Annotated in this window: 15 protein-coding genes and 1 pseudogene; 12 read left to right on the top strand and 4 right to left on the bottom strand. The window is 71.6% G+C overall.

Going from position 1 to position 19,050, the window contains the following annotated elements:
- Window positions 1-6 precede the first annotated feature (6 nt).
- The 5 genes from OG878_RS27475 (at window position 7) to OG878_RS27450 (ending at window position 5,101) form a co-directional block, all read left to right on the top strand.
- Window positions 7-678, top strand: coding sequence for an SCO2322 family protein (locus OG878_RS27475; RefSeq protein ID WP_356117355.1), 672 nt, complete (start codon window positions 7-9; stop codon window positions 676-678).
- Window positions 675-1,826: an energy-coupling factor transporter transmembrane component T gene (locus OG878_RS27465; RefSeq protein ID WP_328891396.1), complete on the top strand. Its 1,152-nt coding sequence runs from the start codon at window positions 675-677 to the stop codon at window positions 1,824-1,826. Before OG878_RS27475 ends, OG878_RS27465 begins: the two co-directional genes overlap by 4 nt.
- Window positions 1,823-3,565 (top strand): ABC transporter ATP-binding protein, encoded by a 1,743-nt coding sequence (locus OG878_RS27460; protein WP_328889248.1) that lies wholly within the window; start codon window positions 1,823-1,825, stop codon window positions 3,563-3,565. The genes OG878_RS27465 and OG878_RS27460 overlap by 4 nt, the downstream gene beginning before the upstream one ends.
- A complete protein-coding gene (locus OG878_RS27455; RefSeq protein ID WP_328889247.1) occupies window positions 3,562-4,401 on the top strand; it encodes an ECF transporter S component in 840 nt (279 codons plus the stop codon). Before OG878_RS27460 ends, OG878_RS27455 begins: the two co-directional genes overlap by 4 nt.
- A gap of 283 nt (window positions 4,402-4,684) precedes the next feature.
- Window positions 4,685-5,101 carry a transglycosylase SLT domain-containing protein gene (locus OG878_RS27450; RefSeq protein ID WP_328889246.1) on the top strand — a complete coding sequence of 139 codons (417 nt, stop codon included), beginning with the start codon at window positions 4,685-4,687 and terminating at the stop codon, window positions 5,099-5,101.
- Window positions 5,102-5,187: 86 nt separating this feature from the next.
- Here the strand turns inward: OG878_RS27450 and OG878_RS27445 are convergent, their stop codons facing one another.
- Window positions 5,188-6,366, bottom strand: coding sequence for a steroid 3-ketoacyl-CoA thiolase (locus tag OG878_RS27445; protein ID WP_328889245.1), 1,179 nt, complete (start codon window positions 6,364-6,366; stop codon window positions 5,188-5,190).
- Between the two features lie 281 nt (window positions 6,367-6,647).
- Between OG878_RS27445 and OG878_RS27440 the strand changes: the two genes are divergently transcribed.
- Both OG878_RS27440 and OG878_RS27435 read left to right on the top strand, forming a co-directional pair.
- Window positions 6,648-7,916, top strand: coding sequence for a cytochrome P450 (locus OG878_RS27440; protein ID WP_328889244.1), 1,269 nt, complete (start codon window positions 6,648-6,650; stop codon window positions 7,914-7,916).
- Window positions 7,917-7,956: 40 nt separating this feature from the next.
- Complete coding sequence (locus OG878_RS27435; protein WP_328889243.1) at window positions 7,957-9,033, top strand: AEC family transporter; 1,077 nt, start codon at window positions 7,957-7,959, stop codon at window positions 9,031-9,033.
- A gap of 139 nt (window positions 9,034-9,172) precedes the next feature.
- Here the strand turns inward: OG878_RS27435 and OG878_RS27430 are convergent, their stop codons facing one another.
- Entirely contained in the window at window positions 9,173-11,152 is a 1,980-nt protein-coding gene (locus OG878_RS27430) for a bifunctional glycosyltransferase 87/phosphatase PAP2 family protein (protein ID WP_328891395.1), read from the bottom strand.
- 320 nt (window positions 11,153-11,472) lie between these two features.
- Here OG878_RS27430 and OG878_RS27425 point away from each other — a divergent pair, with 320 nt between their 5' ends.
- Complete coding sequence (locus OG878_RS27425) at window positions 11,473-12,663, top strand: DUF2330 domain-containing protein (RefSeq protein ID WP_328889242.1); 1,191 nt, start codon at window positions 11,473-11,475, stop codon at window positions 12,661-12,663.
- A gap of 121 nt (window positions 12,664-12,784) precedes the next feature.
- Complete coding sequence (locus tag OG878_RS27420) at window positions 12,785-13,261, top strand: GNAT family N-acetyltransferase (RefSeq protein WP_328889241.1); 477 nt, start codon at window positions 12,785-12,787, stop codon at window positions 13,259-13,261.
- A 48-nt stretch (window positions 13,262-13,309) separates the two neighbouring features.
- Here OG878_RS27420 and OG878_RS27415 read toward each other — a convergent pair.
- A pseudogene (locus OG878_RS27415) lies at window positions 13,310-15,358 on the bottom strand (DHA2 family efflux MFS transporter permease subunit); the annotation flags it as partial.
- A 116-nt stretch (window positions 15,359-15,474) separates the two neighbouring features.
- Here OG878_RS27415 and OG878_RS27410 point away from each other — a divergent pair.
- Both OG878_RS27410 and OG878_RS27405 read left to right on the top strand, forming a co-directional pair.
- On the top strand, window positions 15,475-16,491 hold the full coding sequence (locus tag OG878_RS27410) for a peptidoglycan-binding domain-containing protein (RefSeq protein WP_328889240.1): 1,017 nt from the start codon (window positions 15,475-15,477) through the stop codon (window positions 16,489-16,491).
- 151 nt (window positions 16,492-16,642) lie between these two features.
- A complete protein-coding gene (locus OG878_RS27405) occupies window positions 16,643-17,305 on the top strand; it encodes an HAD-IA family hydrolase (protein ID WP_328889239.1) in 663 nt (220 codons plus the stop codon).
- A gap of 35 nt (window positions 17,306-17,340) precedes the next feature.
- On the opposite strand, the gene OG878_RS27400 is transcribed toward OG878_RS27405, so the two are convergent.
- Window positions 17,341-18,075 carry an ABC transporter permease gene (locus OG878_RS27400; RefSeq protein WP_328889238.1) on the bottom strand — a complete coding sequence of 245 codons (735 nt, stop codon included), beginning with the start codon at window positions 18,073-18,075 and terminating at the stop codon, window positions 17,341-17,343.
- Window positions 18,076-18,295: 220 nt separating this feature from the next.
- On the opposite strand from OG878_RS27400, the gene OG878_RS27395 reads away from it, so the two are divergent.
- Window positions 18,296-18,940 (top strand): HNH endonuclease family protein, encoded by a 645-nt coding sequence (locus OG878_RS27395; protein WP_328889237.1) that lies wholly within the window; start codon window positions 18,296-18,298, stop codon window positions 18,938-18,940.
- The last annotated feature ends 110 nt before the right edge of the window (window positions 18,941-19,050 follow it).

The raw sequence follows: 19,050 nt of genomic DNA, 5'->3' as shown, positions 1-19,050 counted from the left end.
AGTGCGATCGGCGGGCGGGCGGCCACGGCCCTGCTGCTCGTCCTCGGCGTCGCCCTGACCGTGCTCGGCGCGGGCACCGCCCACGCGGCCGGCTACCGCTACTGGTCGTTCTGGGAGGGCCGGGGGACGGCCTGGGCGTACGCCACCCAGGGCCCCTCGCTGATCCGGCCCGACGACGGCGCGGTGCAGGGTTTCCGGTTCTCGGTCAGCGAGGACTCCCAGGACTCGGCGAAGCCGCGCCGCGCCCCCGGCTTCGCGGAGATCTGCGCGGACACCCCCGCCCAGGACGGCACCAAGCGGGTCGCGCTCGTCATCGACCCGGGCACCGCGGCGGACGCCCCGGACGGGGAGACACCGCCCGCCCTGCGCACCGCATGCGCCCGGGTCGCCGAGGACGCGAGCACCGCGGAGGCCCTCGCCTCGGTGGCCAAGCCGCTGCGCTACGACAGCAACGCACTGCTCTGCGCGATCTCCGGCTATCCGGCGTCGGGCTGCGGCGAGCAGATATCCGGCAGCGGGGACGCCGGCCGTACGTCGCAGCCGCCCGCGAGCCCGTCCGCCTCGGCCCACCGGGGAAGCAGCGGCGGCGGTCCGTCCGCCGGGGTGCTCGCCGGGGTCGCCGCCGTCCTTCTTCTCGGCATCGCCGCGGTCGTGCAGGCCCGCCGCCGCCGCGGATGACCGCCTCCCCCCGCACGGCCCGGCCGGGCCGTGCCCTGCGCGCCCCCGTGGCGACCCGCAGCAACGCCCTGCCTGCCGGGGCGTGGTGGCTGTGGGCGCTGGGGCTGGCCACCGCCGCGTCCCGGACCAGCAATCCGCTGCTGCTCGGACTGCTGGTGGGGGTGGCCGGTTATGTGGTCGCGGTGCGCCGGACGGATGCGCCATGGGCCCGTTCGTACGGGGCGTTCATCAGGATCGGGCTGTTCGTCGTCGGCGTGCGGCTGCTGTTCTCCGTCTTCCTCGGCTCGCCGATCCCCGGTACGCACACGGTGTTCACCCTCCCCGAAGTCCCGCTGCCCGACTGGGCGCAGGGCGTCAGGATCGGCGGCCGGGTCACCGCCGAACAGATGCTGTTCGCGCTGTACGACGGGGCGAAGCTGGCCACCCTGCTGATCTGCATCGGCGCGGCGAACTCGCTGGCCAATCCGGCCCGGCTGCTCAAGTCGCTGCCGGGTGCACTGTACGAGGCGGGGGTCGCCGTCGTCGTCGCCATGACGTTCGCGCCGAACATGGTCGCCGACGTGGTGAGATTGCGCACCGCACGCAGACTGCGGGGCCGCCCGACCGGTGGCATCAAGGCCGTCCTGCAGATCGGACTGCCGGTGCTGGAGGGCGCGTTGGAGCGCTCGGTAGCGGTGGCGGCGTCGATGGACGCGCGCGGATACGGGCGTACGGCCCAGGTTCCGCCCGCCGTCCGGCGCACCACGAACGTCCTTGTGCTCGGCGGGCTGCTGGGGGTCTGCGCCGGCACGTACGGCCTGCTGGCCACGCAGGGTGCGGTGTACGGGCTGCCGCTGCTGCTCGCCGGGCTCGTCGCCGCGATGACCGGGCTGCGGCTGGGCGGTGCCCGCTCGGTCCGTACCCGCTACCGGCCCGACCGGTGGGGGGCGAGGGCGTGGCTGGTGGCGGGGTCGGGTGCGACGGTCGCGGCGGCGATGATCTGGGCGGGCAGTGCGGACACGGCGGCGCTGCACCCCGGCGTCGTACCGCCGACCGCGCCGGTCTTCCCGCTGTGGCCCGCGGCGGCGGTACTGATCGGGCTGCTGCCCGCGGTGGTGGCGCCCGCGCCGTCCGCGGTGGCCGTCGCGGACTCGGAGGAGGACCAGTGATCCGGTTCGAGCAGGTCTCGGTGCAGTACGAGGGGGCCGCACGGCCGACCCTGTCCGGGGTCGATCTGACCGTCCCCGAGGGTGAGTTGGTGCTGCTCGTCGGCCCGTCGGGGGTCGGCAAGTCGACGCTGCTGGGCGCCGTCTCCGGTCTCGTACCGCACTTCACCGGCGGCACGCTGCGCGGCCGGGTGACGGTCGACGGCCGCGACACCCGTACCCACAAACCACGGGAACTCGCCGATCTGGTCGGCACGGTGGGGCAGGACCCGCTCTCCCACTTCGTCACCGACACCGTCGAGGACGAGCTGGCGTACGGCATGGAGTCGCTGGGTCTCGCCCCCGACGTGATGCGGCGGCGCGTCGAGGAGACCCTCGATCTGCTGGGTCTCGCCGGGCTGCGCGACCGGCCGATCGCCACGCTCTCCGGCGGCCAGCAGCAGCGGGTCGCGATCGGTTCGGTGCTGACCCCGCACCCCAAGGTCCTGGTCCTCGACGAGCCGACGTCCGCACTGGACCCGGCGGCGGCCGAGGAGGTCCTCGCGGTGCTCCAGCGGCTGGTGCACGACCTGGGCACGACGGTCCTGATGGCGGAGCACCGTCTGGAGCGTGTGGTCCAGTACGCGGACCAGGTCGTCCTGCTGCCCTCGCCGGGCGCGGCGCCGGTGATGGGTGCGCCCGCCGACGTCATGGCCGTGTCCCCGGTCCATCCGCCGGTGGTCGCCCTGGGGCGGCTGGCGGGCTGGGATCCGCTGCCGCTGTCGGTGCGCGACGCACGGCGCCGGGCGGCGGCTCTGCGGCAGCGGCTGGCCTCGGCCGGACCGCCGGCGTCCACCGCCCCCGCACCGGCGCCCGCCCCGTCCGCAGCAGCCCCCACCGTCCCCTCGGCGCCCGTCGCCGCGGCACCGCTGCCCGACGCAGCCCCGGTGCGCCGTGGGCTCTTCCGGCGTCGGCGCGAGCCGACTGCGGAGCCCGTCGTGGAGGCGACCGCCCTGGTCGAGGGCCTGGGTGTACGGCGCGGACGCGTCGAGGCGCTGCGCCGGGTGACGCTCCGCGTCGCGCCCGGCGAGACCGTCGCCCTGATGGGCCGCAACGGCGCGGGCAAGTCCACCCTGCTCGCCGCCCTCGTCGGGATGGTCGAACCCACCAGCGGCACGGTCCGCGTCGGCGGCCTGGCCCCGCACCGTACGCATCCGCGCGACATGGTGCGCCGGGTCGGGCTCGTACCGCAGGAGCCGCGCGATCTGCTGTACGCGGACACGGTCGCCGCCGAGTGCGCGGCGGCCGACACCGATGCGGGCGCGGCGCCGGGCAGCTGCCGGGCCCTGGTCTCCGAGCTGCTGCCGGACGTACCGGACGCCACCCACCCGCGCGACCTCTCCGAGGGGCAGCGGCTCGCGCTGGCGCTGGCGATCGTGCTGACCGCGCGGCCCCCGCTGCTGCTGCTCGACGAGCCGACCCGCGGTCTGGACTATGCGGCGAAGGCCCGGCTGGTCGGTGTGCTGCGCGCCCTGGCGGCCGGGGGCCATGCGATCGTGCTGGCCACGCACGACGTGGAGCTCGCCGCCGAGCTGGCCCACCGGGTGGTGATCCTCGCCGACGGGGAGATCGTCGCGGACGGGCCGACCGGGCAGGTGGTGGTCTCGTCGCCGGCGTTCTCGCCGCAGACCGCGAAGATCCTCGCGCCGCAGGAGTGGCTGACCGTGGCGCAGGTGCGCGGGGCGCTGGAGGCTGCCGTATGAGCGGCCGCCGGAGCCGTCCCGTGCGGCTGGGCCCCCGGGCGATCGCCGCGCTCCTCCTCATCGGCGCGATCGGTGTCGTCGCCGTCGGCTGGCCGCTGCTCGCCGGCCCGGATTCCGGCCTCACCCAGTCCCAGGGCGCCCCCTGGCTGTTCGCCGCGCTGCTTCTGCTCCTGGTCGGTGTGGTCGTCGCCACTGTCGCGGACTCCGGCATGGATGCGAAGGCCGTGGCGATGCTGGGGGTCCTCGCCGCGGTCGGCGCAGCGCTGCGCCCGCTGGGCGCGGGCACGGCAGGGCTGGAGCCGATGTTCTTCCTGATGGTGCTGAGCGGCCGGGTGCTCGGTCCCGGCTTCGGCTTCGTGCTCGGCTCGGTGACGATGTTCGCGTCGGCCCTGCTCACCGGCGGGGTGGGCCCGTGGATGCCGTTCCAGATGCTGTCGATGGGCTGGTTCACGATGGGCGCCGGGCTGCTGCCCGGCCCGGACCGGCTTCGCGGGCGGGCCGAGCTGCTGATGCTCGGTGCGTACGGGGGCGTCGCAGCGTTCGCGTACGGCACGGTGATGAACCTGGCCGGCTGGACGATCGTGCCGGGCCCCAGCTCGGGCGTCTCGTTCCACCCCGGTGACCCGCTGTCCGAGAACCTGGTCCGTTTCTTCGCCTACTGCCTGGCCACATCGCTGGGCTGGGACCTGGGCCGGGCGGTGCTCACGACGGTCCTGACCCTGACCATCGGCCCGACCCTGCTGAAGGCGCTGCGCCGGGCCACGCGCCGCGCATCCTTCGAGGCCCAGGTCACATTCGAGGGTCCCGAGGGCGTGAAGGGTCCCACAGGACCTTAGTCCTCCACCAACGGGGATAGTAGATGTTCTCCCCGCACCTGGAGCCCGCTTCACCCCCTCTGACCTGCTGTGGAGTCTTTTGTGGCGGTTCAGGACCTTTGACCCGGAGTGCTAGGTGAGGCCGTTTTGGGGGTCATTGCGTTGGTTGAACTCCACGGCTAACACTGGTCACGTCGCCGAGCACCGCAGCGTTCCCCGGAACATCTCGCGGTCAACGAGCACTGGTCCCCGCACCTTTGGGCCCGGTCCGCGACTCCCCTGTACCCGACAGTGAGGCTCTTCTGTGTCGTTTGCCCGCACCTTCCTCGCCCAGCCCCGCACCGCCCGCCGCAAGGCCACCGTCGCCGGCGCCGCTGTGCTCCTCGGCGCCACCGGCCTGGCCCTCGGCGTCTCCCCGGCCATGGCTGCGCCCTCCAGTGCTCAGGGCATGGCGAAGTCGATGATCGGCAACGAGGCCCAGTTCCAGTGCTTCAGCAACATCGTGTCGCACGAGAGCGGCTGGAACCACACCGCGACCAACGCGTCCTCGGGCGCCTACGGCCTGGTCCAGGCGCTGCCCGGCTCGAAGATGGCCTCGGCCGGCGCCGACTGGAAGACCAACCCCAAGACCCAGATCAAGTGGGGCCTGGACTACATGAACTCCCGCTACGGCAGCCCGTGTGCCGCCTGGTCGTTCTGGCAGGCCAACCACTGGTACTGAGCCGGCAGCAAGCGGCTTCACGCGAAGGCCCCGACCGGTTCCGGTCGGGGCCTTCGCCCTGCCCGGAACCCGGCCGGCATGCCGCCCTACAGCCGCTGGATGATCGTGCCGGCGGCCAGCGCCCCACCCGCGCACATGGTGATGAGCGCGAACTCCTTGTCCCTGCGCTCCAGTTCGTGCAGCGCCGTGGTGATCAGCCGGGCCCCGGTGGCACCCACCGGGTGACCGAGCGCGATGGCCCCTCCGTTGACGTTGACCTTCTCGAGTCCGTCGATGTCCCGCTCGAAGACCTGCGCCCAGCTCAGCACTACGGAGGCGAACGCCTCGTTTATCTCCACGAGGTCGATGTCGCGGAGTGACATGCCGGCCTTGCCGAGCACCGCACGGGTGGCGTCGATCGGCCCGTCGAGGTGGAAGTGCGGGTCGGATCCGACCAGCGCCTGGGCGACGATCCGGGCGCGCGGCCTGAGCTTGAGTGCCCGCGCCATGCGCTTGGACGCCCACATGATCGCGCAGGCGCCGTCCGATATCTGCGAGGAGTTCCCCGCGGTGTGGATCGCCGTGGGCATGACCGGCTTGAGCCGGGCGAGCCCCTCCATGGTGGTGTCCCGCAGCCCTTCGTCACGGTCGACGAGACGCCACATGCCCTGTCCGGCCGCCTGCTCCTCCTCGGTGGTCGGCACCTGGACCGCGTACGTCTCCCGTTTGAACCGCTCCTCGGCCCAGGCGACGGCCGCCCGCTCCTGCGAGATCAGGCCGAGCGAGTCGACGTTCTCGCGGGTGAGGCCGCGCTTGCGGGCGATGCGCTCGGCGGCCTCGAACTGGTTGGGCAGATCGACGTTCCACTCGTCCGGCCAGGGCTTGCCGGGGCCGTGCTTGGAGCCGCTGCCGAGCGGTACGCGCGACATGGCCTCCACACCGCAGCTGATACCGACGTCGATGACGCCGGCCGCGACCATGTTGGCGACCATGTGGGAGGCCTGCTGCGAAGAGCCGCACTGACAGTCCACGGTGGTGGCGGCGGTCTCGTACGGAAGTCCCACGGTGAGCCAGGCGTTGCGTGCCGGGTTCATGGACTGCTCACCGGCGTGGGTGACCGTGCCGCCGACGATCTGCTCGACGCAGTCGGCATGGATGCCGGTGCGGCCGAGGAGTTCACGGTAGGTCTCGCCCAGCAGATAGGCGGGGTGGAGATTGGCGAGCGCGCCTCCGCGCTTGCCGATGGGGGTGCGTACGGCTTCGACGATGACGGGTTCCGCGGCCATGAGCTCGTCCTCTCCTCGCACTTCCGCAGGGGCGTCCCGGAGCCCACGGAAGGAACTAGTACGCGTTCTAGTTCTGCCAGCAGTCTGGTGAGACTTACCCCGGGTACGCAAGAGCCGTGCACGCACCGTGCGCCCGTTTTCGGCCGGGCACACCGACTCTTCACACAATGGATCCGACCATGGCTCTTGCCAGTTGTAGAACTCGTTATTACCTTTCGGGCACCTTCTGATGGGTCGTCAGACATGGCTTCGGCGGCCCTCGGTCCGACCTGGAGTTGCCGATGCCCTGCCCTCATCTGCCCGAAGGGTTCGACTTCACCGACCCCGACCTGCTCCAATCACGCGTCCCGCACCCGGAGTTCGCCCGGATGCGGGAGACCACCCCGGTCTGGTGGTGCACCCAGCCGGCCGGTATCTCCGGATTCGACGACGAGGGCTACTGGGTGGTCACCCGGCACGCGGACGTCAAGTACGCCTCCACACACCCCGAACTGTTCTCGTCCCACACCAACACGGCCGTCATCCGCTTCAACGAGTCGATCAGCCGCGACCAGATCGACGTCCAGAAGCTGATCATGCTCAACATGGACCCGCCCGAGCACACCCGGGTCCGCCAGATCGTCCAGCGCGGCTTCACACCCCGCGCCATCCGGTCCCTGGAGGAGGCGCTGCGCAGTCGCGCCCGCTCGATCGTCGAGACCGCCCTCGCCTCCGCCGGCGACGACGGATCCTTCGACTTCGTCACCAACATCGCCGTCGAACTGCCGCTCCAGGCCATCGCCGAGCTCATCGGCGTCCCGCAGGAGGACCGCTCCAAGATCTTCGACTGGTCCAACAAGATGGCCGCGTACGACGATCCCGAGTACGCGATCACCGAGGAGGTCGGCACCGAGGCGGCGATGGAGATCGTCTCGTACGCGATGAACCTGGCGGCGGCACGCAAGGAGTGCCCGGCCAAGGACATCGTCTCCCAGCTGGTCGCCGCGGAGGGCGAAGGCAACCTCTCCTCCGACGAGTTCGGCTTCTTCGTGATCCTCCTCGCCGTCGCCGGCAACGAGACCACCCGTAACGCCATCAGCCACGGCATGCACGCCTTCCTCACCCACCCCAACGAATGGGAGCTGTACAAGCGCGAGCGCCCGGAGACGACCGCCGAGGAGATCGTGCGCTGGTCCACCCCGGTGGTCTCCTTCCAGCGGACCGCCACCCAGGACGTCGAGCTGGGCGGGCAGCGGATCCGCAAGGGGGACCGGGTCGGGCTGTTCTACTCCTCCGCCAACAACGACCCCGAGGTCTTCGAGAACCCGGAGGCCTTCACCATCTCGCGGGACCCCAACCCCCATCTGGGCTTCGGAGGCGGCGGGCCGCACTTCTGCCTCGGCAAGTCCCTCGCGGTCATGGAGATCAACCTCATCTTCAACGCGATCGCCGACGTGCTGCCGGATCTGCGGCTGGTCGGCGACCCGCGGCGGCTGCGCTCCGCCTGGCTCAACGGGATCAAACAACTCCAGGTCAGCACGGACCGGAAGGCTCGTACACCCGCCGGCTGACCGGCCCGCGGATCCACGGGCGGTGGGGGACGTCCCTCCCATGCCCCGGCCCCCGCCGCCCGTCCGCGCACCCGGCACCCCGGCCGCGGAAGCACGCCGCCGTACGGGGATCATGGCGTCCATGCACGCCCTGCTCTCCGGCTTCGCCCCCATCTGGACGCTCACCGCCATCGGTTACGTGGTCGGCCGCAGCCGTCTCCTGGGAGCGCAGGCGGAGGCCGTGCTCGGCCGGTTCGTCTTCCATGTGGCCATGCCCGCCGCCCTGTTCACCATGGTCTCGGGGGCGCGGCTGGACGCGTTCGCCAACGTCTCGATGGTGGCCTTCGGCGCGGGCACGGCGCTCGTCAGCACCCTCGGCTTCGTGCTGGCCAGGCGCTTCTTCGGCCGCAGGACGGCCGACCAGGCGATCAGCAGCATGGCGTCCGGCTACGTCAACTCCGCCAATCTCGGCATCCCGGTGGCGGTCCAGGTGCTCGGCGACGCGTCGTTCGTCGCCGAGATCATCCTGTTCCAGGTGCTTCTGGTCTCCCCCGTGATCCTGACACTCCTCGACACGGGAACGCGGGCCGGATCCGGAAAGGGCGTCACGCTCCGGCGGATGCTGACCATGCCGGTCCGCAACCCGATCATCATGGCCTCGATGCTCGGCGTCGCCTTCTCCGCGCTCGGGCTGCATCTGCCGGCCGCCCTCGCGCACTCCTGCGACCTGCTCGGTGCGGCCGCCGTGCCCACCGCCCTGATCACCCTCGGTCTGTCACTGAACGGCCGCCCGGCGGTGGCGGAGCCGTCATCAGAGGCGGCGGACGAAGCGTCGACAGGGGCTGCGGAACGGACGCCGTCCGGGGAACGGGCGGAGGTCGGGGTCACCGTCGTACTGAAGACGCTGGTCCAGCCCCTGATCGCCTTCCTCTTCGGTGGCCCGCTGCTGCACCTGCGGGACCATCAGCTGCTGGCCGTGGTGCTGTGCTCCGCGTTGCCGACGGCCCAGAACGCGTTCATCTACGCCCGTCAGTACGGCCTGGACGCCGGGCTCGCCCGCAACTCCGTCGTCGCCTCGACGTTCGTGTCCATGGGCACGCTCACCTTCGCCACCTGGGCGCTCGGACCGTCCCACTGACCGCCTCTGAGCTGTTCGAGTGGCGGGCCGCCCGGGACAGGCGGATGCTGGGAAAGCGGCGATCCACGCCGAAGGGGTGCCAGGACGAAAAAAGTGTCGTCCGGCACCCCTTCGGCACGTGTACGGCCGACCGCGGGAATCAGCCGGTACTGCCCACTGTCTCGCCGGTCCTCTCCCCGGCCGCCCCCGCCGCAGTCACACCGCGTTCTCCTTCTGCCGTCGCCCCCGCCGCCACCACCGGTTGCAGCGTGCGCGGCCCCGCCAGGACGTACGTGAGCGCGAAGCCGAGCCCGACGACCAGCGCCCCGCCCACCGCGTCGAGCACCCAGTGGTTGGCCGTGGCCACGATCGCGGAGACCGTGAACAGCGGGTGCAGCAGCCCCAGCGCCTTCATCCACGGCTTCGGCGCCATCAGCACGAACATGACGCCGCACCAGAGCGACCAGCCGAAGTGCAGCGAGGGCATCGCGGCGTACTGGTTGGTCAGCGAAGTGAGCGTGCCGTAGTCCGGCTTCGCGAAGTCCTGCACACCGTGGACCGTGTCGATGAAGCCGAGACCCGGCATCAGCCGCGGCGGGGCCAGCGGATAGAGCCAGAAGCCGAGCAGCGCGGCCAGCGTGGCGAAGCCGAGGGTGGAGCGGGCCCAGCGGTAGTCCGGGGGGCGTCGCACGTACAGCACACCGAGGATCGCCAGCGGCACGATGAAGTGGAACGTCGCGTAGTAGTAGTCGAAGAAGGCCTTCAGCCAGCCGATGCGGACGACCGCGTGGTTGGCCCACTGCTCGATGTCGATGTGCAGCCACTGTTCGAACGAGTGGATCTGCCTGCCGTGCTTCTCAGCGGTGGGGCGGCCGGCCGTTGCCGCCAGCCTGACCTGCGCATAGGCGGAGTACACGACCCGGATCAGCAGGAGTTCGAGCAGCAGGTCGGGGCGGCTGGGCACCCGCCGCCAGAACGGCAGCAGCGGTACGCGGCCCCAGCGGGCCGGGACCGGGGTGGCGTAGTCCGTGGGGATCGGCCGCTGCCAGTGCGGCGAGCTGCGCGGCAGGAACGGGGCGGCACAGGCCGCGCCGAGCGCCGCGATGAGCAGCACGTTGTCCCGTACCGGCACGGCGACCGCGGTGTTCGGCAGCAGCACTTTCCCGGGCAGCGTGATCACGAGCACCACGATGGCCGGCCACACCAGCCGGTCGGAGGCCCGCTCGCCGGCCCGGCCGACCACCGCGAGGAGCACCCACAGCAGCTGGTGCTGCCAGGCCGTCGGAGAGACCACAACGGCGACACAGCCGGTCACCGCGACGGCGAGGAGCAGCTGGCCGTCGTTCGCGTACCGCACGGCGCGCCGCAGCCCGACACAGCAGACCGCGGCCGCCAGCAGCAGGAACAGCACGATCTCGGCCGGACCCGCCAGGCCGAGGCGCAGGAGCGCGCCGTGCAGGGACTGGTTGGCGAGGCCGTCCTCCCCGTCGCCGAGCCCGGCGCCCGCGACATGGTGCACCCAGTACGTCCACGAGTCCTGCGGCATCGCGGCCCAGGCCAGCGCGGTGCAGGCGGCGAAGGCGCCACCACCGGTCGCCGCTGCCCGGCGGCGGCCGGTCAGCCGGAGCAGGACGGCGAAGAGCAGCACGGTCGGCTGGAGCGCGGCCGCGATCCCGATCAGGACGCCGGACGCACGTTCCCCACGGGTCGCGAAACAGGCGAGGAGCACCAGCAGGACCGGCAGAATGCTGGTCTGCCCGAGCTGGAAGGCGTTGCGGACCGGCAGGGACAGCATCAGCAGGCTGATCGCGACAGGGGCGGCCAGCAGGGCCGTACGCCGGGAGACGGGCCCCGGCAGGGCGCGGGCCGCGACGAGGCCGAGTGCGGCGACGAGCAGCAGCGAACCGAAGGTCCAGGCGACGCCGAGGCTCTGCTCGGCCGTACGGGTCAGTGGCTTCAGCACGAGTCCGGCGAAGGGGGTGCCGGTGAAGCGGTCGCTGTCGTAGAGCGACCCCGTCACGTGCAGGACGCCGTGCTCACCGATCCAGGTCTCCAGATCGGTGAGCCGTTCCCCGGGCGGCTGCCGCAGCACCACCGCCATCTGCCGTCCCGCCAGCAGGGCGACAACCAGCCAGAGCACGGCCCGGGCAGCCCCGGTCCTCGCCTCCGTTGCCGCGTTTCCGTGCACGCTGTGCTCCGCATTCGCCACGCTGCGCCGAACCTCCCACTGTTCACCCGCTGTCCTCGTCCCAGGACGCGCTGTGAAACCTTCGCATTGCGCCACGAGATAGACACAATCAACCCTTTCTTCGCCTGGCCGTCATTCCGGTGCTTTTGTCCGAAGGAATGACCGCTCGCCGATCGCCCCGCACAGCGAGCGGAACCGGATTCTTCGCGCGCACGTCTGTCCCCGTGATCGCGGGCGCAGGGTCACGACGGTCTCGGGGGAGGAATGCAGTCATGCGGTACGCGTGGAGGCAACGGGATGCGTGGGGGGCCCGTGCACTGTCCGTGCTGCTGATGCTGGTGTCGCTCCAGCTGGGATCGCTGATCAGCCCGGCGTACGCCTGCGGCTGCGGGGCGATGATCCCGGGCCGGCAGACGCACGTCTCGGTCGACCGGGAGACCTCGGTGGTCGACTGGGACGGCCGCACCGAACAGATCGTCATGCGCCTGACCGTCCGCGGGAACGCGCCCGACGCGGCCTGGATCATGCCCGTGCCGCACCGCGCATCCGTCGAGCTCGGCGACCCGGCGCTCTTCTCCGAGCTCGAAACCCTCACCGCGCCGGTCCGGGCCACCCGGCACTACTTCTGGCCACGCTCCGGGGACTGGCCGTTCGCCGGTCCGGGCGACGGCGCGAGCAGCGGCGCCGGGCCGTCCGCGGCCGGTGCACCGCCGGTGGAGGTCGTCGGCCGGGAACGGCTCGGCCCGTTCGATGTGGCACGCCTGACGGCGACCGACCCCGGGGCGCTGCAGAACTGGCTGCAGCAGAACGGCTTCGAGCTGCCCGGCAGGCTGGCGAGCGCACTGCAGCCGTACGTCGACCGGAAGTGGGAGTACGTGGCGGTGCGCCTCGCACCCCGGGACGAGGACACGCTGCTGAGGGGCCGGCTCGACCCGCTGCGGCTGCGTTTCGCCAGCGACCGGATCGTCTATCCGATGCGGCTGTCGAAACTCGCCTCGACGCCCCAGTCGCTGGGCCTGTACGTGCTGGCCGAACACCGGATGGAACCGAGCAGCCCGATCGGCGGGGAGGCGCCCCGGGTGACGTACGCGCAGAGGTTCGCCCCACCGGGCTCCGCGTCTTCCGCGTCCCGGGCGTCCGCCACACCGACGGAGGCGATCGGGAAGCTGACGGGCGGCGAACCGGTGTTCATCACCGCGATCGAGCAGTCGTTCCCGCGCCCGGAGCTGATCAACGGCGATCACGAACTGCTCGCGACCGCCGCCGATACCCCGTATCGGACCGTGACGTACCGGAACGAGCTGCTGACCGTGGCCGGCATCCCCGCCTGGACGCTGACCGTCCTCGGCGCCGCGCTGTCGGCGGCCGCGGTGGCACTCCTGATGGCTCGTGCGCGGCGCCGGCGGCCGGTGGTGCCCCCGCCGCCGGTCACCGTCCCGCCGCCGTTGCGTGAGATCCGGTAAGACATGAGAACCGGTAAAGGCAGGGATCTCGAACAGCCGCACGCAGGGTGACGCCCGGTACGGGGATCCACCGCCGGTCAATCCATTCGGCTTCCGATCATGCACAAGTCACAATGACCGCATGACCTGGACCGTGACCCCGGAGCGCTTCGATGCGCCCGACTCGACCGCGCTGCGCCGCGACTACTACGACGAGGTCGCCAGCCGTTACTGGAAGCGGCCCGCGACCTCCGAGGAGATCGACGAGGGACTCACCGACGACGGCGCCGACCGGCTGGCCCCGCCGACCGGCGCGTTCGTCGTCGGCAGGTTCGGCGGAAAGCCGGCGGCCTGCGCCGGGCTGCTGCTGGTCGACGCGGACGTGGCCGAGCTGACCCGGGTGTTCGTACGCCCGGAGTACCGCGGCACGGGCGGCGGCGGGCTGCTGCTGACGGCCGTCGAGAGCGCGGCACGCGCCTTCGGCATACGGCGGATCCGGCTCGACACCCGCAACGACCTGGTGGAGGCGCGCGGGCTGTACGCCAAGCACGGCTACCGGGAGGTGCCCGCGTTCCACCGGCGGCAGTACGCGGAGCACTGGTTCGCCAAGGAGCTGTGAGCCGGCCCCGGACTCCCCGGTCGGGACGCCCCGGGCGGCCCCCGCGGATCAGGCCGCGTGATCCCGTTTCGGCCCCGGGCCGTGCGGCTGCTCCTCGCGCGATCCGCACGTCTCGGCAGTCAGCTCGGCCACGAGTTTGACCAGGTCGCTCGGGCGCTCGGGCCCCCACCAGTCGCCCAGCAGCTCGGCCAGCGACGCCTCGCGGGCCTCCGAGAGCTTCACGACGGCCTCCGAGCCCTTGTCGGTGAGTACCAGCTGGATCCCTTCGCGCCGGGCCAGCCCCCGCTCCTCCAGCTGCCGCGCCGCATCGCTGATCACCCGCAGCGGCACCGGGACGGTGTCGGCGAGCAGCCCGGGTTCGACGGCCCCGTGCCGTTTGATCCGCAGCAGCATCCAGCTCGCCGCGGGCAGCAGGTCGTACCCCGCACGCTCGGTGATCTTCACGTAGACATCGCGTCGCCCCTCGCGGGTGGCGAGCACCGACAGCGCCCGTGCGCATTCGTCGTACGAGGAACGCTCGACCGGGTTCGACGCCAGGGTCTCGGTGCTGTCGGGGGCCGTGACCGAGCCGCGCAGCTTGTCCTCCTTGAGGAACCAGGCGAAGACGAAGGCGATCAGGACGACGGGGGCGGCGTACAGGAAGACATCGGTGATCGACGTCGAGAACGCGTGGAGCACCGGCGGCCGCAGTGCGGGAGGCAGTTGGGAGAGGGCGCGCGGATCGGCGGCCAGCCGGCCGGCGTCCACGCCGGGGGGCAGGGCGATGCCGGAGAGCGCCGCGGCGAGTTTGTCGGTGAGCCGGTTGGTGAAGATCGTGCCGAAGACCGCGACACCGAACGAGGCGCCGATGGAGCGGAAGAACGTGGCACCCGAGGTGGCGACGCCGAGGTCCTCGTACGTGACGGCGTTCTGCACGACCAGCACGAGAACCTGCATCACCAGGCCGAGCCCGGCGCCGAAGACGAAGAAGACGGCGCTCATCTGCCAGGTGCCGCTGAACTCCGTGAGCCGGTGCAGGAGCATCAGACCGATCGCGGTGATGCCGGTTCCCAGGATCGGGAAGACCTTCCAGCGGCCGGTACGGCTGACGATCTGTCCGGACACGGTCGAGGTGAGGAGCAGGCCGACGACCATGGGCAGCATGTGCACACCGGACAGGGTCGGCGTGATGTTGTGCACGACCTGCAGGAACGTCGGCAGGTAGGTCATCGCGCCGAACATCGCGAACCCGATGACGAAGCTGATGACGGCGACGAGGCTGAACGTCCGGATCCGGAACAGCTTCAGCGGCAGTACGGGCTCGGGGGCGCGCCGCTCGACGAGCACGAAGGCGATCAGCAGCAGCACGCTGAGGACGGCGAGGCCGATGATCTGCGCCGAACCCCACGCCCAGGTGGTGCCGCCCAGGGAGGCGACGAGAACCAGACAGGTGGCGACCGCGGCGATGAGGAAGGTGCCCAGGTAGTCGATGGTGTGCTTGGTCCGGCGGACCGGGATGTGCAGCACGGAGGCGATGACGAGGAGTGCGACGACGCCGATCGGCAGGTTGATGTAGAACACCCAGCGCCAGCTGAGCTGCTCGGTGAAGAATCCGCCGAGCAGCGGTCCCAGGACGCTCGTCATGCCGAAGACCGCGCCGAACAGGCCCTGGTACTTGCCGCGTTCGCGGGGTGCGACGATATCGCCGACGATCGCCATCGACAGCACGATCAGACCGCCGCCGCCGAGGCCCTGGAGGGCTCGGAATCCGATCAGCTGCGGCATGTTCTGGGCGACGCCGCAGAGCGCGGAGCCGATGAGGAAGATGACGATCGCGATCTGGAAGAGCTTCTTGCGCCCGTACTGGTCACCGAGCTTGCCCCAGAGCGGGGTCGCGGCGGTCGACGCGAGCAGATACGCGGTGACCACCCAGGACAGATGCTCCAGGCCGCCGAGTTCGCTGACGATGGTCGGCAGGGCGGTCGAGACGATGGTCTGATCGAGTGCGGCGAGCAGCATGCCGAGGAGCAGGGCGCCGATGGCGACCAGGATCGTCCGCTGGGAGCGGCCTTCGCCGGGGGCCAGGGCCGGGGCGCTGCTCAGCTGGTTGGCCATGAAACTCTCCTCGGGTCCGCTACATCCCCATCCTGGACGTAGTGGACGGTTATGGCCTGTTGGGGCGTCACGTCGGCGGGCTGCATAATCGCAGGCAGTTCAAGGGGAGGGGACCCACGATGACCGGACACATCTGCCCGGAGTGCGGTAGAGACAGCGGATCGGCAAAGAGACCGGACGGAGGACCGGACGCAGGACTCGCCGCAGGGCCCGGCTGCGGGTGCGCGCAGCGGGCGGCACGAAGGGCCGCGGAGCAGGCGGAGGCAGCGGCGGCGGAGGATTTCGATCCGCTGCGGGTCCGGCCGTACGTGACGCTGGGGGACGACGAGGCGGCGGCCGGCACACCGCCGGGGAGCGACGCGGCCATGACGATGCCGCTGTTCCTCGACCCGGCGGCGATGACGGGCCCACCGCCTGCGCCGGCGGAGGGAACCGGGGTGAGCGAGCCCCGTACGGACGCCATGGCTGCCACGAGCGCCACGAACCCCCTGGACGCCGTGGGCGCGGTCGATCCGGTGCAGCCACGCCGTCGTCGCCCCTTCGCGGCGCTCGCCGTGGCCGCGGCCGTGGTCGCGGTGGTGGGCACTGCGGCGTTCGCCGGCGGACTGTTCAGCGGGGACGGGGACGCGGACACCGGCCGCGAGCAGGGTCTCCCGGGCACCATGGCGCCGACCGCCGCCGACACTCCCTCCGGGCCCGGCGCGTCGCCGTCGGCGTCCGCATCCCGGTCCGCATCGGCGTCGGCCTCCGCCTCGCCGTCGGCCTCCGCCTCGCCGTCGACGGACGCCCCGTCCTCTCCCTCCGCATCCGCCACCTCGTCGAGTCCGGCCGCTCCGTCGGCCACGCCCTCCGCCGGGGAATCCGCCGGGACGCCGTCGGCCACCTCGACCCCGAAGGCGCACGGCCGCACGCTGCAGCTCGGCGATCACGGCCCCGCGGTGGCCGAGCTGCAGCGGCGGCTGCAGGAGGTGTGGCAGTACTGGGGGCCGGACGACGGCATCTACTCGGACCAGGTCGAGCGCGCCGTGAGCTCCTACCAGTCGCGCAAGCCGATCGAGGGCGATCCGAACGGCGTCTACGGCCCGAACACCCGGCTGGCTCTGGAGGCGGAGACAACGGGCCGCGGCCGCTCCTGATGACACAGCCTGCCGGCACGGGCGCACTTCCGACGATTGGCTTTCCCGGACAGGTTTTTGTATCGTGATGGAACAAAGTAGCCCCCGCCCGCACTCCCTGACCGGCGGGCGGGGCTACTTGTTCTCTTCCCCCGCGCTCTGGAGCCCGCCGATGCCGGCCATCGTCCTCACTGCCCGTGCCCTCCTGCTCGACATGGACGGCACCCTCGTGAACTCCGACGCCGTGGTCGAACGCTGCTGGCGCCGGTGGGCCCTGCGGGAGGGCCTGGACCCCGAGGCTGCACTCAAGGTGGTCCACGGGCGCCAGGGATACGCCACGATGGCCGTGCTCCTCCCCCACCGCCCGATGGAGCAGAACTACGCGGACAACCGGGTGATGCTCGCCGAGGAGACCGCCGACACCGACGGCGTGGTCCCGATCGGCGGCGCCTCCGCCTTCATGGACGCGATCGCCGCCCTCCCGCACGCCCTGGTGACCTCGGCGGACACGGCGCTGGCCGGGGCCCGGATGACGGCAGCCGGCCTGCGGATGCCGGACGTCCGCGTCACGGCGGAGTCCGTCGGCGCCAGCAAGCCCGACCCCGAGGGCTTCCTCAAGGGAGCGGCCGAGCTGGGCTTCGCGCCGGCCGACTGCATCGTGTTCGAGGACTCGGAGGCGGGCATCACGGCGGGCAAGGCGGCCGGGATGCGCGTCGTGGGTGTCGGCCCGCGCGCCGCCGCGCTGGCGCCGGACGCGCACGTCGAGGATCTGACGCAGATCCGGGTGGAGGCATCGGCCGACGGCTCGATCCACCTGCACATCAGCGCGCTCTGAAGATCGCCTGCCACACTCCCGTCCGCTCCCGGGACTCAGTCCCGGTACATCCTTCCTCGCGCCACGAGTTCGAGGACCGTCGCCACGGCCACCGCCTGTGCGGCCATCAGCGCGACCAGCACGAACAGCTGCACGGCGCCCGCCTGAACCGGTGAGGCGCCGCCCAGCAGCATGCCCACGTACGCCCCCGGCAGCGTGACGAGCCCCACCGTGCGCGTCTGGTCCAGGCCCGGCAGCAGTGCGTCCGCCGCCGCGGGCCGCGCGATCTCCAGCCGCGCGTCGCGGTCGAGCAGACCGAGCGCCATGCCCGCCTCCACCTCCCCGTGCCGCATGGTGAGTTCGTCCAGCGCGCGCCGTCCGCCGAGCACGGTCGCGGTGAGCGCACCTCCGATGAGAATGCCCGCCACCGGGATCAACGCGATGCCACGGAACGGCAGAAGTCCGGTGAGCAGGAGGACGGCGACCACCGGTGCGACGCCCGCCGCGATCGGCAGGGCCGCCCACCGCCACGTGCGATTCCTGGTGATCCGGCGCCCTGCGGTCCGTACCGCGACCGCATACATCAGCACCACGAACCCGAGCAGTGCAGGCAGCGAGCGGACCACCCAGCCGATGAGCATGGAGACGGCGGCAAGTTGGACCGCGGCGCGCAGCCCGGCCAGGACGATCTCGCGCGACCGGCCGAGCGAGGCCAGGGCGGCAACGGCGGCCGCCGCCGTGAGCAGCAGGGCGAGGACGACCCCGAGCGTGATGGTGACCGGTAGCAGCACGCCGCCACCATAAACCGGTCCTGCCCCGACATCCGGGGCGAACAGGGCTTCCGGGCAGCCGAATTGTCGAAGTGTCAGTCCTGTTGGTCGTACCCCTTGATGTGACGTGCGCATGTCGCCACTCTGTTACCTGGCGCCCACCCCCCGGAAACCCTGCGCCGCCACGATGGCCGGGCCTCACCGTCCCCCGTCCAAGTCCCCCCACATCAAGGGAGTTCGCATGTCAGGTGTCTACGCGCGTCGCATGGGCATTGCCGTCGCATCCGCCGCACTTGCGGCAACCAGTGGACTGCTCACCGCACCCACCGCCCAGGCCGCCATGCCCACCCCCGTCGCCGCGTCCACCGCGCGCACCTACCTGAGCGAGCTGACCGTCTCGGCGGAAGGCTCGTCGTCCGGCTACAGCCGTGACCTGTTCCCGCACTGGATCACCCAGTCGGGCGCCTGCGACACCCGTGAGGTCGTCCTGAAGCGGGACGGTACGAACGTGACGCAGAACTCCAGCTGCTCGGCCGTCAGCGGCAGTTGGTACTCGCAGTACGACGGCGCCACCTGGACCGCCGCCTCGGATCTGGACATCGACCACATGGTCCCGCTCGCCGAGGCCTGGCGGTCGGGCGCGAGCGGCTGGACCACCGCCAAGCGCCAGTCGTTCGCCAACGACCTGACGCGTCCTCAGCTCATAGCCGTCACGGACAACGTCAACCAGTCCAAGGGCGACCAGGACCCCGCGGAGTGGCTGCCGTCGCGCACCGCGTACCGCTGCACCTACGCGCGCGCCTGGGTGCATGTGAAGCACTACTACGGCCTGACCGTGGACTCCGCGGAGAAGAGCGCCCTCCAGTCGGTCCTGAACGGCTGCTGACCGGAACCACCGGGCCCTCCCCCGCCGTTCCGTACGGTACGGAGCCCCCGCTCGTACGGAACGGGGGTCTCCCCCGCGCGGACGGGGACTCCATCCGTACGGAACGACGC

Origin of the sequence: Streptomyces sp. NBC_00316 (genome assembly GCF_036158715.1) — a bacterium.
Classification (GTDB): domain Bacteria; phylum Actinomycetota; class Actinomycetes; order Streptomycetales; family Streptomycetaceae; genus Streptomyces.
Note: the sequence above shows the minus strand (reverse complement) of the source record. Positions and strands in the feature narration are given on the sequence as shown.

What these genes read in the sequence shown, in the direction of transcription:
- OG878_RS27465 (WP_328891396.1), top strand. Translation starts at nt 675, where the DNA reads ATGACCGCCTCCCCCCGCACGGCCCGGCCGGGCCGTGCCCTGCGCGCC.
- OG878_RS27455 (WP_328889247.1), top strand. Translation starts at nt 3,562, where the DNA reads ATGAGCGGCCGCCGGAGCCGTCCCGTGCGGCTGGGCCCCCGGGCGATC.
- OG878_RS27445 (WP_328889245.1), bottom strand. Translation starts at nt 6,366, where the DNA reads ATGGCCGCGGAACCCGTCATCGTCGAAGCCGTACGCACCCCCATCGGC.
- OG878_RS27440 (WP_328889244.1), top strand. Translation starts at nt 6,648, where the DNA reads ATGCCCTGCCCTCATCTGCCCGAAGGGTTCGACTTCACCGACCCCGAC.
- OG878_RS27435 (WP_328889243.1), top strand. Translation starts at nt 7,957, where the DNA reads ATGCCCCGGCCCCCGCCGCCCGTCCGCGCACCCGGCACCCCGGCCGCG.
- OG878_RS27425 (WP_328889242.1), top strand. Translation starts at nt 11,473, where the DNA reads ATGCGGTACGCGTGGAGGCAACGGGATGCGTGGGGGGCCCGTGCACTG.
- OG878_RS27420 (WP_328889241.1), top strand. Translation starts at nt 12,785, where the DNA reads ATGACCTGGACCGTGACCCCGGAGCGCTTCGATGCGCCCGACTCGACC.
- OG878_RS27410 (WP_328889240.1), top strand. Translation starts at nt 15,475, where the DNA reads ATGACCGGACACATCTGCCCGGAGTGCGGTAGAGACAGCGGATCGGCA.
- OG878_RS27405 (WP_328889239.1), top strand. Translation starts at nt 16,643, where the DNA reads ATGCCGGCCATCGTCCTCACTGCCCGTGCCCTCCTGCTCGACATGGAC.
- OG878_RS27395 (WP_328889237.1), top strand. Translation starts at nt 18,296, where the DNA reads ATGTCAGGTGTCTACGCGCGTCGCATGGGCATTGCCGTCGCATCCGCC.